The following is an 11,430-nucleotide window of genomic DNA, read 5'->3' on the forward strand; positions in this document are numbered from 1 at the left end:
CCGAGCGCACGGAATGGGTCGTGACCAACGACCCAGCTTTACAGACTGCGGACGACGTGCGCCAGACGCTCGTCGTCCGCTGGGCTGCCCTGGTCTTTCACCGCGAACTGAAGCAGATCACAGGGATTGAAGGCTGTCAGTGCCGTCTAGGACGATCTCAGCGCAATCATGTTGGCATAGCGATGCTGGTCTGGATTCGATTGGCCCAAGCTGCGCGAGAGGCAAAGAAGACGATATACGCACTGAAATTTGGCCTCCTCGACGAGTACATGCGTCAGCAACTTGCTAACCCATTTGTAAGTTTCGCGTAAGCCCTATTTCATTCTCTTTCCACTCTCTCTCTGACTTCCATCCCCGCCAGCAGCCCCGCCGCCTTCACCAGAACCTCCGGCGGCTGCACCAACGCAAAGCGCACGAATCCCTCCCCGCGCGCTCCAAAGGCCCGTCCGGGGCTGATCACCACGCCGGATTCCTCGGCGGCGCGCACGGCGTAGGACACGCTGTCGGTCAGGCCCGGCACCCGCGCCCAGGCGTACATGCTGGCCTGGGGCCACTGAACTTCCCAGTTCATGGCACGCAGGGCGGGAATCAGGGCGTCGCGGCGGGCCTGGAAGATGGTAGCTCCGGTGCGGCCCACTTCATCCGGTAGCCCCAGAGCCAGAGCGGCGGCCCGCTGAATGCCCAGGTAGGGGTGAAAGTCCACCGCGCCCTTGACGCGGGCCAGCGCGGCCACCGCCCCCGCGTCCCCGGCGGCGAAGCCCACCCGGAAACCGCCCATATGATGCGTCTTGCTCAGCGAATGCAGTTCCACCACGCCGTCCAATCCTGCTTCCAAGGCGCTGGGGGCGCGGTAATTGTCGTAAGTCAGCTCGGCGTAGGGATGATCGTGAATCAGCAGCGTGCTACGCGCCCGGCACCACGCGGCGGCCTCCGCGAAAAACGCCGCGTCCGCCACCGCCGAAGTCGGGTTGTTGGGATAGTTCAGCAGCAGGGCGCGAGGCTGAAGATCGGCTGGAACAGCGTCCAGACCAGGGAGAAAGCCGCGTTCGGGCAGCAGGGGCAGTGGCACGGTCTTCAGTCCAGCCACCGCCGCCGCGCCCAGATACGGCGGGTAGCCAGGATCAGGGAGCAGCAGCGTGTCGCCGGGATCGGTGACGGCCAGTAGCAGATGGGCCAGCCCTTCCTGCGCGCCGATCAGGGGCAGGACCTCGGTTTCGGGATTGACCCTCACCCCGAAGCGGCGCAGCAGATATGCGGCGGCAGCCTCGCGCAGCGGCGCGGTGTCGCTGAACAGCGGGTAACGGTAAGTCAACGGATCGCGCGTCGCCTCGCGCAACGCTTCCAGGACCACTTCAGGGGGCGACTGATCGCTGCTGCCGATGCTCAGGTCAATGATGGGCAGCCCGCTCGCCCGCGCCCGACTTTTGGCCGCGTCCATCAGCGCAAATACACTGCCCGGCACATCGGCGGCCCGTGATGACATCCACATGGGGGCAGGCTAGAGCATCCGGGCCGGGGAGGTCAGGGCAACAGTGTCGGCGGGCAGACAGTTCAGCCTGCCTCTAAAGAACGTCCCGCCCCGTCCTCACGCACTTCAGCCTGCCCAGCCGCTAGCGTGCAGTCATGCAAATCAGCCACACGATGAGCCTGGACCCCATTCTGGAGCGCATGGGCCGCGAGGCCACCAGCCTGCGCGAGGCCGAGGCCATGCGCGAGGTGCTGGCCGAACATTACGCGGGTCAGGACGTGACCGCCATCAACGAGAACGACTGGCTGGAAGCGGTGGGCCGGATGGAGCAGATCAAGCAGACGGGCAACGCAGGTATGGAATAAGGGAGTGCCTGGTCAGCCCTCGCGCTCAATCAGCGTTCCCTGGGTGTCAATCGGAAAGTCCATGACCCGCCCATCCAGACCATTCTTTTTCATCACGCTGTTCAGATAGGCGTGAAGTAGCGCTGTGCTTTCGCGGGTGTCGTGGAAGCACAGCACCGTTGGCCCCGCGCCGGACAGCGCCGCGCCCAGTGCGCCGTGCCGCCAGGCATCCTCCAGAATGTCGCTCAGCCCCGGCACCAGTGGCGCGCGCCAGATCTGGTGGATGTAGTCCTGCATGGCGTGCCGCAGAAGGTCCAGGCGGCCCTGAGAGAGCGCGGCGGCCAGCAAAGCGGCGTGCGACAGCGCATGCACAGCGTCGGCGCGGCTGTACTCGCGGGGCAGCACGGCGCGGGCCTTGCTGGTACTCAGCTCAAAGTCGGGAATTAAAACGGTCACGCCCAGATTCGCGGGCGGGTCCAGCCGCACGTAATGCGTGCCCAGTTTGTCCAATGTCGCCACCACGATGCCGCCGAACAGCGCCGGGGCCACGTTATCGGGATGGCCTTCCTCGCGGGCGGCCACGTCCAGCACCGCGTGGTCATCCAGCGGGCGGCCCAGCAGCTCGTTGGCGGCCACGATTCCGGCCACCAGGGCGGCAGCGCTGCTGCCCAGGCCGCGTGCCAGTGGAACCTCCGTGGTGATTTCCATACGGGCGGGCGGCAAGGTCAGTCCCGTGCGCTTGGCCACCAGCAACATCGCCCGGTACACGTAATTGCTCTCGTCGGCGGGCGTGCCTTCCAGCTCTGGCCCGTGCGGGACCACCTCGGTCACGTCGCCCGGCGTCACCTTCACGGTGGTGTACAGCGGCACGCTCAGGCCCAGGCTGTCAAAACCCGGTCCCAGGTTGGCGCTGCTGGCCGGGGCGCGCACGGTGAAGGTGGTCATGATGGGCGGTCAGGGCTGAGGGGTGCGGGCATAACGGTGGGGCCTCCAGAAAAAGTCGCGGGGCCACGCTGGGCCGGGCGGATGTCTGCGCCCATGCTAGCCGCCCCCGGCAGACGGATGGACGCAGAGGTAAGACAAATGCCTGTGTCTGCCTTCCAGACGGACTCAAGGGCAGACAAGTCCGGGCGGGATCGCAGAGGAGCGGCGTCCTTACGGGTATCTGTTCACGGGGTCAGAGGAAGAGTCCCATGCAGGTGCAAGCAGCGCCAGCCGCTCTTCACCTCGGTTGCCGATCCCCCAAAACGTCAAGGCAACATCAGAAATGAGCGGCGCATGGTCGATTTCTGAGAAGACAACTTAAGCGGACTTGAATAGTCAGGCATTTCACCTTTGTGCCACCTTCAGAATGTATGACCAGATTCAATCGGCTTTCCTCAGCAGTTTCATGCTTCACCCACAACGAGCGTTTCACGTTGGAAATCTAACGACTTTAACAGGAGGTCACGAACATGGGTTGGATCATTACTATTCTGGTAGGTGCACTCTGCGGTTGGCTGGCAAGCATGATCATGAACACCAACGCGCAACAGGGCGCAATCGCCAACATCCTGATCGGGATCGTAGGCGCACTGCTGGCCCAGTGGATCTTTGCTGGCCTGCTCAACATCGGCGGCGCGACGGCAGCGGGCGGCGGCTTCAGCTTCTGGAGCATCATCTGGGGCGTGGTCGGCAGCGTGATTCTGATCGCCATCCTCAAGGCCCTCAAAGTTCTGCGCTAAACCCGCACTTCAACTGACCGGACATCCAAGTGGTGTCCGGTTTTTTTATGTCTCCAGTTCCTCAATTCAAATAATCCTCTCGCAGATTGTCTCCACTGATTCTTGAAGGGGACACCTGCCTTCCGTAGAAATGTCAGAATTGCTACGGAAAGGGAGGATCATCATGCTTCATGAACAGATCTGTACCATTCAGACCGCCGCCATCCCGCCGCCGCGCTATCTGCTGCGTTCGCTGGGAAACGCCGATGTGATCGTGGACGGCGTGAGCGTGGTGTGGCCTGCCCGCAGCGCCGAGGAATTGCTGTGGTATCTGCACGCCTATCCGCAGGGCCGCTACCGCCACGACATCCTGGCCGAACTGTGGGATCTGGAGGACACCCCCGCCGCCGCCAACCGCTTCCGGGTGGCGCTGCACCGCCTGCGCGCCGCGCTGGGTCGCCCCGACGCCGTGGTGGACGAGCGGGGCCGCTACACCCTGCACGCGGAGTTGATGGCCGCCAGCGATACTTACGCCCTGCATCACGCGCTGGACGCCTCCAGAACCAGCGCCGAACCGCGCCAGCAGGAGGAATTGCTGCGGCAGGCCCTGGCCAGTGCCGACGGCGAATATCTGCCGCATCTTCAGGGCGAGTGGGTGGAAGCCGCCCGCAGCCAGCACCGCGCCGCCGTCGTGGAGGGCCACCTGACACTTTCGATGCTGCACTGCGCCGCGCACGAATGCCCGCTGGCCGCCCTTTCATTGGTCCGCGCCGCCGAGACGGACCCGTTGATCGGCGAGGACCACCACCAGCGCCTGATGGTCTGCCTGACCATGAACCGGGGTAAACACGCCGGCATCGAGCATTACCGCCGTTACCGCCACTATCTGGCCGAGGAAGTCGGCGACACCCCCATGCAGGACACCGTGGATCTGGCTGAGCGGCTGAAAGACGGTGCGCGCCCCTGCGATCACGGGCCGTACCTGTTGACTGGCATGTCGGCCCGGAAATAGCTGGGAAAGTGCGCCGCTGCTAGACTCCTGCTCAGATGTCAGGCACTCAGGAGCGGATCAGGGCGGCAGTCGAGGCCATTCAGGGCTGGCTGATCAACAGCCCCAATCCCGGCGAGGCCATCGTCCGGCAGGTGATTGTGCTGCGGCTGCTGCACGCCGCCGGATTCGACATCTGGAACCCGGCGGAGGTGGTGCCGGAAGAAACCAACGCGACGGGCAACCGCTCGGACTTTCTGATTCGCGCGGGCCAGGGCAAATTCGCGCTGGAAATCAAGGGCATGAACATCACGCTGGGGGCGCAGCAATTTCAGCAGGCGTCCACCTACGCCGTCAACGAGTGAACCCGCTGGGCCATCGTGACCAATGGGCGCGTGTGGATCGCCATTGACGAGCATCTGCCGGGCAAATGGGAAGAACGGGTGGCCCTGAAACTGGAGCTGGGGCAGGAGGGCCACACCTTCGCCGACGATCTGGCTGCACTGCTGGACGCAGAGATGTGGCGTGCGGATGGTTTTGCCGGAGCGGTTCAGGCCATCAAGAACCGTCAGCAGCAACGGCTGGACGAGGCCCGCATTCTGAAGGAGAAAACGCCGCTGGTGCAGGCTTTTCAGCAGGAACACGACATCGGCTCGTTCGAGAGCGCGGTCAAGCTGGCGGCGCAACTCGGGACCATCACGGAAGCTGAGCGGGACGTGCTGCTGGGGATGGCAGTGCAAAAAGCGGAGTCAACAATCTCTTCCAAGCCGCTCAAGCCCCAGCCATTGCAGAAAGCTCAGCCATCAGGCATTGATGCCGAGCAAATCCACTTCACTTACTGCCTTCTCGGGGCCGAAGCCCACGCCGTCTACAAGCCCGCCGATGGAAGTTGGACCGTCAAGGCGGGAAGTACGGCTCTAAATCGCGTGCTGGGCGAAAACGGAACTAATGCGAAGGGCATTCAAGGTCGCAGGCAAAGCAGCCTGAAGGCTGGACAGCTCGTCGAGAAAAACGCTGAGCTGCTGGAATACCTGAAGGACGTGATTTATGAGAGTGCCAGCACGTCAGCTATGGACATTGCTGGAGCATCCCGCAATGGTTGGGACTGCTGGAAAGACGCCCAGGGACGCCCAGCCCAGGATTACCGTCCCCCACCCGTTTAAGCCTCCCGCACCCGCCTCGAAACCGTGCCCGTAAACAGCGCCACCACCTCGCCCTCCTCGCCGCGCCGGATTTCCACGCGGTAGGTGGCCAGGGTGCGGCCCACGCGCTCCGGGGTGGCCACGGCCACCAGTTCGTCGCCCACTTTTGCAGCGCGGAAGAAACTCAGGTGGGTGTCCACCGCCACCGCCTGCGCCTCCAGATTGCTGATGACCGCGAATGCCTCGTCGGCCAGACTGAAGATCAGGCCGCCGTGCGCGGTGCCGTGCATGTTCAGGCCCGCAGCGGTCACAGATGCGCGGACGCGGGTGCGCTCTGGCGTGGCCTCCAGCACGGTCAGTCCCAGCAGATCGGCGTAGGTCATATGGGTTGGCTCATACGGGCAGGCTAGAGCATGGCGCGTTACCCTGGGCGGCATGAAACGGCCTTTGAAATTCCTGCTGGCGCTGCTGCCCTTTTTACTGGTGTCAGGCGCGGCGCGTCCCTCCAAAAACGAGGTTCCCCGTGCCGGATAAAACAGATGTGCTGATTGTCGGCGCGGGGCTGGCGGGGCTAGCGCTGGCCCACGATTTGCAGGGCCGGGGCCTGGGCGTGCGCGTGCTGGACAAGTCGCGCGGGGTATCGGGCCGTGCGGCCACCCGCCGGATCTCGTCGCCCGAAGCCCAGTTTTCAGAGGCCCGGCTGGACCACGGCGCACGCTACTTCACCGCCCGTCACCCCCGCGCCGTGGCCCTGGCCGAGGGTGGCGTGGAGGCGGGCTGGAACCGTGTCTGGGCACGGGGCTTCGTGGCCTGGGAGGACGGCCAGATCACGCCCCCGCCGCAGGACGGCCATCCCCGCTACGCCCCGCCCCTGGGGATGAGTACCCTGGGCCGCGAACTGGCGCGCGGGCTGGACGTGCAGACCGGGCTGGAGGTCAGCAGTCTTGAACGCCTGCCCGGCGGCTGGCGCGTGTATTCCCGCGACGGTGTGGCGGGCGAGGCCCGGCGTCTGGTGCTGAACCTTCCCGCCCCACAGGTGCTGGCGCTGCTGGAACCGCTGCTGCTGGACGGCGCGGACGATCTGGAAGAATTGAAGACGGCTGCCGAGAAGATGCGCCGCGTGGCCTACGCCCCGTGCTGGGTGGCAGGCGTGGTGCTGGAAACGGACATCGGGGCCGAGTGGCCTGCGCTGGCGCTCAAAAACCATCCTGTACTGGAATGGATCGCCCGCGAACACACCAAGCGCGCCCCAGGCCACCCGCCCGCGCTGATGCTGCAAGCCTCGGCGACGTGGTCCCGCGCCAACCTGGAACGCCGCCCGGACGAGGTTTTGCCCAAACTGCTAGCGGCGGCGGCGGACGTGCTGGGCGAGGAAATCAAGGCTGCCCACGCTTTCGCCCACCGCTGGCGCTACGCCACCCCCGAACGCCGCGCCCCCGGCCCCTGCTTCTGGGACGTCTCACAGGGTCTGGGACTGTGCGGTGACGGCTTCACCCCCGACGATCACGGCCCGCGCGTGGAGGCTGCCCTGCTCAGCGGCTGGGCGCTGGCGGCGCGCATGAACGGCGATGACTAGCTCCCTAGTATCTGGCTCCCCAGGGTCTGGACCGTTCCGTTCCATGCTGTATGTGCCCGGCGACAAACCCCGCGCCATCGAAAAGGCCCGCACCCTGGCCGCCGACGCCGTGATTCTGGATCTGGAAGACGCCGTGGCCCCCGAACACAAGGTCGAGGCCCGTGCAAACGTGCGTGCGGCCCTGCTGGCGGGCGGCTGGCGTGTTCCTGTGCTGGTGCGGGTCAACGGTCTGGGAACCCAGTGGGAACACGAGGACCGTGAAATGGCGCTGCTGTCGGGCGCGTCGGGGCTGGTGCTGCCCAAGGTCGAGGACGCCCGCGCCGCGCAGGAACTGTCACTGGGCCGGGCGCTGTGGGCCATGATCGAAACCCCCCGTGGCGTGCTGAACGCCCCGGCCATCGCTGCCGTGCCTGGGGTGGCGGGCCTGCTGGTGGGCGCGAACGATCTGGCCCGCGCGTTGCGGACACGCCCGTACCCCCATTCACAAACCCAGCGGTTGCCGCTGCTACACGCCCTCTCGGCGGTGGTGCTGGCGGCCCGCGCCCACGGAAAAGTGCCGCTGGACGCCGTGTTCAATGATGTGCGTGACCCGGCAGGGTTTGCCCGCGAATGCGAACAGGGCCGCGTACTGGGCTTCGCTGGCAAAACCGTGATCCACCCGGACCAGATTGCCCCCGCCAACGCTGCTTACGGCGTCACCCACGAGCAGGCGCAGCAGGCCCGCGCGTTGCTGGATGCCTGGGCGGAAGGCCGCGCCGCTGGCAAAAGCGTCGTGACCTTTGAAGGCGCACTGGTCGAGCAGATGCACGCCGATGAAGCGCAGGAGATTCTGAATTTATGGGCAGCCAATCAGGATTCAGTCATTGACAGCTCAGACCGCTAGCATTGACCATTCCAGCCCTATTTGAACTGCGTCCAACACCACCAAGCCCGCCCGCAGGAGGCGTAGGCTATTTCTATGAAGCGTCTGACCTTCGCCCCGCGTGAACCCGTCAACGCCCTGACCCACTGGGGCGGCGCGCTGGCCGCATTGATCGTGCTGGGGCCGCTGCTGTGGTGGGCACACTCGCGTGGGCTGGCGCTGTGGCCCTTCGTGGTCTTTGGGGTCAGCATGGTGGCGCTGTACTCGGCCAGTGCCAGTTACCACTCCTTTGGCCGCAGCGAACGCAGCATGTTGTGGCTGCGCAAGCTGGACCACGCGGGCATCTTTTTGTTGATCGCGGGCAGTTACACGCCACTGGCGTATTTCGGGCTGCATGGTGTGTGGCAGAGCGTGGTGCTGTGGGTGGTCTGGGGCATCGCCCTAACTGGCATCGCACTGAAGCTGGTCACCATGCGCCTGCCGCGCTGGGTCAGCACGATGCTGTACGTGGGTATGGGCTGGCTGGCCGTGATCTTCCTGCCGCAACTGGTCCACAATCTGCCCCCTGCTGCAATTTTCTGGCTGTCGGCGGGAGGCGTGCTGTACACGCTGGGCGCGGTGGTTTACGGCACCAAACTGTTTGCCCCGCGCGAGAAAGGGTTCTGGCGGTACTGGGGCTTCCACGAGGTCTGGCACCTGTTCGTGCTGGGCGGCACCACGGCGCATGTGGCGATGATGTTCAGCCTGCGCTAAGTGGCAATTCCCCGCCAGGTCCTCTCCCGAGTGAGGGGGCTTTTTGCTGAAGTCGAACTTGGCAGTGGGGTTCGGCGTGGGGGCATTTCCCTCCAAACTTCCCACCTCCAACGCAATCCCCCTCACATCCCGCCGCCCCTGCCCCTGTTAAGCTGTTTTGTTCGAGTGGGGCCGCCCTTTGTCGTGTCGAAACAGGTGTCCCTCAGCAGCAGGCCAGCTTTTACACAGGCCAGAGGGGTGATTTTTTTGACCGCACAAGCGAAACAACCCATGCCAGACGTTTTTCCCGCGCCTATCAAGTCCGTCGAGGCAGGCAGCGCCGCCGCAAAGGCAGGCGTGCGCCCCGGCGACGTGTTGATGCGCGTCAACGGCCAGGCCGTGACCGATGTGCTGGCCTACCGCCATCTGCTTTCGCAGGGGAAGGCGACGCTGGAAATTGCCCGCCCGAAAGAGGCTCCACGCGCCATGACTGGTGTTGCCAGCACCACGCAGGATCACCACCGCCTGCAACTGAGCGCGCCGCCCAGCCTGGAAGACACCTTCACCTTCGACGTGGAATGGGAGGACCCCGGCCTGGAATTTGAAGAAGTCCTCTTCGACGGCATTCACCTGTGCGCCAACAAGTGCGATTTCTGTTACGTGCATCAGATGCCGCGCGGCTTTCGCAAGAGCCTGTACATCATGGACGACGACTACCGCCTGTCGTTCCTGTACGGCTCGTTCGTCACGCTGACCAACCTGTCCGAGGGCGACATCAACCGGATTCTGGATGAAAACCTCTCGCCGCTGTACGTGTCGGTCCACACCGCCAATCAGGACCTGCGCAAGGACATGATGAAGTGGTGGAAGCTGAAGGTAAAAGACGAGAAGGCCGTGCAGATTCGCGGCATGATCGAGCGTCTGGAAAGCATCGACCTGTACACCCAGATCGTGCTGGTGCCCGAGCGCAACGACGGCGAGAATCTGGACGACACCGTGGAATACCTGAGCAGCCGCCCCAACGTCATCAGCGCGGCAGTGGTGCCTATTGGCCTGACCTCGCACCGCACCAACCTGCCGGACGTGCGGACCTTTAACAGGGAAGAGGCCCGCGACAGCCTGCGCCGCCTGAACATCTGGCGCAAGAAGTTTCTGACCGAGCGTGGCACCCGCTTCGTGTTTCCCTCCGACGAGCTGTATCTGCTGGCCGGGGAACCGCTGCCCAGCGAGGAGGAATACGAGGGCTTCCCCATGCTGGAAAACGGCGTGGGCATGATCCGCGACTTCCTGACCGAGGCGTTGCCTGAACTGCCCGCCGCGCTGCCGGAGCCGCGCCGGGTGATCCTGGCGACGGGAACGCTGTTTGCGGAGTCGCTGGACCTTGCTGTGGAACCCCTGCGGGCCATTGAGGGGCTGACGCTGGAAGTCCGTTCCATCACCAACAAGACCTTTGGCCCGGCCACCACCGTGGCGGGCCTGCTGACCGGGCGCTGTTTCCGGCACGCCATCAAAACCGGCGAGGCGGACCTGCTGATCGTTCCGCCTACCACCCTGCGCTACGGCACCGAGCTGATGCTGGACGACGTTAGCCTGGGCGAATTGCGCCAGGAATTCCGCATGGACGTGCGGGCGGGCGGTGCGACGTTGGGCGAACTGGCCCGCGTGATCCTGGACGGCGCGCAGAGCAGCGGCCACCAGTGGGGCATGAGCGCCCACGCCGTCAAGGACAGCGGCCACACCCCGCTGGAAATCGAAGTGGCCGAGCGGGGAATGCGGGGACAGGCGTAAGGGCTGTCAAACCGTCCAACCGCTGGAGCAGGGCATTCATCCGCTCTGTTCTGGCGGTTAGACCATTTGTGTCAATCCTCCTGCCCTGTGCTGACGCTTCACCTTGTAGTCACGTCAATCCTCTGCGCGGTCACGCCGGGACCCAGGTCGAAAAAGAGCAATAGCGCCGGTTTGCTCATGCTCTGTGAATCTGAATCGGCGCTGCCTTCGTGGTAGAGGCTGCCAGGACTGGGGGCACTGCGGACGGCACTGGCAATGTTGGAGCGAATCTCGTGGGGCGGTCATACGGACTCCGATTAAAAAGTGTAGAATCTGAGGATCAAATACTTCTATTCTTCCGTTGAACTTCAGCACTCCGCTGCCGACTTCTGGGGCATCTTCCGGGCCAGCACCTGCGCTGTTGAACGGCGCAGAGCACAGTTTTTCGCGCTTCTTGCCGAAGGCAAGAGTGAACACGAACTGCTGGCGTTGACTCAATAGACCTCTTGCGAAAGTCGTGCGCTAAGGTAGGGGATGGTTGGCACGCTAAAATATCATCAGGCCCTGAAGCTGAATCGCACGAGTTTTCGCCGTCGCACTGGTGTGTACCCTGAAACATTTCTAGAGATGGAGACCGTGTTGCAAGAACGCCATGCCAACAAAGTCAAATCTGGACGGCCACCTGCACTCTCTTTGGGAGCGCAACTCCTGATGACGCTGGAGTTCTGGCGCGAGTACCGCACGTTGTTTCACATCGGCCAGGACTGGGGTGTCCATGAGGCCACGGTTCAGCGAACCGTGGTGCGTGTTGAAGATGCCCTGATACAAAGCGGGAAATTCTCGCTTCC

At 64.1% G+C, this 11,430-nt stretch carries 13 protein-coding genes and 1 pseudogene; 11 read left to right on the forward strand and 3 right to left on the reverse strand.

The annotated features are described in order from the left end of the window. Positions 1–311, forward strand: a pseudogene (locus BOO71_RS03570) (IS701-like element ISPlag1 family transposase); the annotation flags it as partial. Positions 312–319: 8 nt separating this feature from the next. Here the strand turns inward: BOO71_RS03570 and BOO71_RS03575 are convergent. Continuing rightward, positions 320–1,489: an aminotransferase class I/II-fold pyridoxal phosphate-dependent enzyme gene (locus BOO71_RS03575; protein ID WP_075830609.1), complete on the reverse strand. Its 1,170-nt coding sequence runs from the start codon at positions 1,487–1,489 to the stop codon at positions 320–322. Between the two features lie 134 nt (positions 1,490–1,623). On the opposite strand from BOO71_RS03575, the gene BOO71_RS03580 reads away from it, so the two are divergent. Continuing rightward, positions 1,624–1,833: a hypothetical protein gene (locus tag BOO71_RS03580; RefSeq protein ID WP_075830610.1), complete on the forward strand. Its 210-nt coding sequence runs from the start codon at positions 1,624–1,626 to the stop codon at positions 1,831–1,833. A 12-nt stretch (positions 1,834–1,845) separates the two neighbouring features. On the opposite strand, the gene thrB is transcribed toward BOO71_RS03580, so the two are convergent. Beyond that, positions 1,846–2,757: a homoserine kinase gene (gene thrB, locus BOO71_RS03585; protein WP_075830611.1), complete on the reverse strand. Its 912-nt coding sequence runs from the start codon at positions 2,755–2,757 to the stop codon at positions 1,846–1,848. A 509-nt stretch (positions 2,758–3,266) separates the two neighbouring features. On the opposite strand from thrB, the gene BOO71_RS03590 reads away from it, so the two are divergent. From BOO71_RS03590 to BOO71_RS03600, 4 genes are all read left to right on the forward strand, one after another. Next, complete coding sequence (locus tag BOO71_RS03590; RefSeq protein ID WP_075830612.1) at positions 3,267–3,536, forward strand: GlsB/YeaQ/YmgE family stress response membrane protein; 270 nt, start codon at positions 3,267–3,269, stop codon at positions 3,534–3,536. Positions 3,537–3,699: 163 nt separating this feature from the next. Next, a complete protein-coding gene (locus BOO71_RS03595) occupies positions 3,700–4,527 on the forward strand; it encodes an AfsR/SARP family transcriptional regulator (protein ID WP_075830613.1) in 828 nt (275 codons plus the stop codon). 35 nt (positions 4,528–4,562) lie between these two features. Next, positions 4,563–4,868 carry a hypothetical protein gene (locus tag BOO71_RS28630; protein ID WP_254843005.1) on the forward strand — a complete coding sequence of 102 codons (306 nt, stop codon included), beginning with the start codon at positions 4,563–4,565 and terminating at the stop codon, positions 4,866–4,868. 15 nt (positions 4,869–4,883) lie between these two features. After that, positions 4,884–5,666, forward strand: coding sequence for a DUF4357 domain-containing protein (locus BOO71_RS03600; RefSeq protein ID WP_254843006.1), 783 nt, complete (start codon positions 4,884–4,886; stop codon positions 5,664–5,666). Here BOO71_RS03600 and paaI read toward each other — a convergent pair. Next, complete coding sequence (gene paaI, locus BOO71_RS03605; RefSeq protein ID WP_075830614.1) at positions 5,663–6,028, reverse strand: hydroxyphenylacetyl-CoA thioesterase PaaI; 366 nt, start codon at positions 6,026–6,028, stop codon at positions 5,663–5,665. The two genes, BOO71_RS03600 and paaI, sit on opposite strands and share 4 nt — an antisense overlap. 140 nt (positions 6,029–6,168) lie before the next feature. Here paaI and BOO71_RS03610 point away from each other — a divergent pair, with 140 nt between their 5' ends. From BOO71_RS03610 to BOO71_RS26225, 5 genes are all read left to right on the forward strand, one after another. Further along, on the forward strand, positions 6,169–7,221 hold the full coding sequence (locus BOO71_RS03610; RefSeq protein WP_075830615.1) for an NAD(P)/FAD-dependent oxidoreductase: 1,053 nt from the start codon (positions 6,169–6,171) through the stop codon (positions 7,219–7,221). 43 nt (positions 7,222–7,264) lie between these two features. Further along, the gene (locus tag BOO71_RS03615; protein WP_254843007.1) at positions 7,265–8,104 is read left to right on the forward strand and encodes an HpcH/HpaI aldolase/citrate lyase family protein; all 840 of its coding nucleotides are present in this window, start codon (positions 7,265–7,267) and stop codon (positions 8,102–8,104) included. Positions 8,105–8,179: 75 nt separating this feature from the next. Beyond that, positions 8,180–8,836, forward strand: a complete 657-nt coding sequence (gene trhA / locus BOO71_RS03620) for a PAQR family membrane homeostasis protein TrhA (RefSeq protein ID WP_075830617.1) — start codon at positions 8,180–8,182, stop codon at positions 8,834–8,836. Between the two features lie 270 nt (positions 8,837–9,106). Continuing rightward, positions 9,107–10,603, forward strand: coding sequence for a DUF512 domain-containing protein (locus BOO71_RS03625; protein WP_083652942.1), 1,497 nt, complete (start codon positions 9,107–9,109; stop codon positions 10,601–10,603). Positions 10,604–11,209: 606 nt separating this feature from the next. Further along, positions 11,210–11,430 (forward strand): helix-turn-helix domain-containing protein (locus tag BOO71_RS26225; RefSeq protein ID WP_175607344.1); only part of this gene is annotated, 221 nt, incomplete at its 3' end.

Source organism: Deinococcus marmoris, from assembly GCF_001949125.1.
GTDB lineage: Bacteria > Deinococcota > Deinococci > Deinococcales > Deinococcaceae > Deinococcus > Deinococcus marmoris_A.

Bases quoted from the DNA above. Each gene is read 5' to 3' on its own strand.
- paaI (WP_075830614.1), bottom strand. From the start codon at position 6,028: ATGACCTACGCCGATCTGCTGGGACTGACCGTGCTGGAGGCCACGCCA.
- thrB (WP_075830611.1), bottom strand. From the start codon at position 2,757: ATGACCACCTTCACCGTGCGCGCCCCGGCCAGCAGCGCCAACCTGGGA.
- BOO71_RS03580 (WP_075830610.1), top strand. From the start codon at position 1,624: ATGCAAATCAGCCACACGATGAGCCTGGACCCCATTCTGGAGCGCATG.
- BOO71_RS28630 (WP_254843005.1), top strand. From the start codon at position 4,563: ATGTCAGGCACTCAGGAGCGGATCAGGGCGGCAGTCGAGGCCATTCAG.
- BOO71_RS03575 (WP_075830609.1), bottom strand. From the start codon at position 1,489: ATGTGGATGTCATCACGGGCCGCCGATGTGCCGGGCAGTGTATTTGCG.
- BOO71_RS03590 (WP_075830612.1), top strand. From the start codon at position 3,267: ATGGGTTGGATCATTACTATTCTGGTAGGTGCACTCTGCGGTTGGCTG.
- trhA (WP_075830617.1), top strand. From the start codon at position 8,180: ATGAAGCGTCTGACCTTCGCCCCGCGTGAACCCGTCAACGCCCTGACC.
- BOO71_RS03595 (WP_075830613.1), top strand. From the start codon at position 3,700: ATGCTTCATGAACAGATCTGTACCATTCAGACCGCCGCCATCCCGCCG.
- BOO71_RS03615 (WP_254843007.1), top strand. From the start codon at position 7,265: ATGCTGTATGTGCCCGGCGACAAACCCCGCGCCATCGAAAAGGCCCGC.
- BOO71_RS03625 (WP_083652942.1), top strand. From the start codon at position 9,107: ATGCCAGACGTTTTTCCCGCGCCTATCAAGTCCGTCGAGGCAGGCAGC.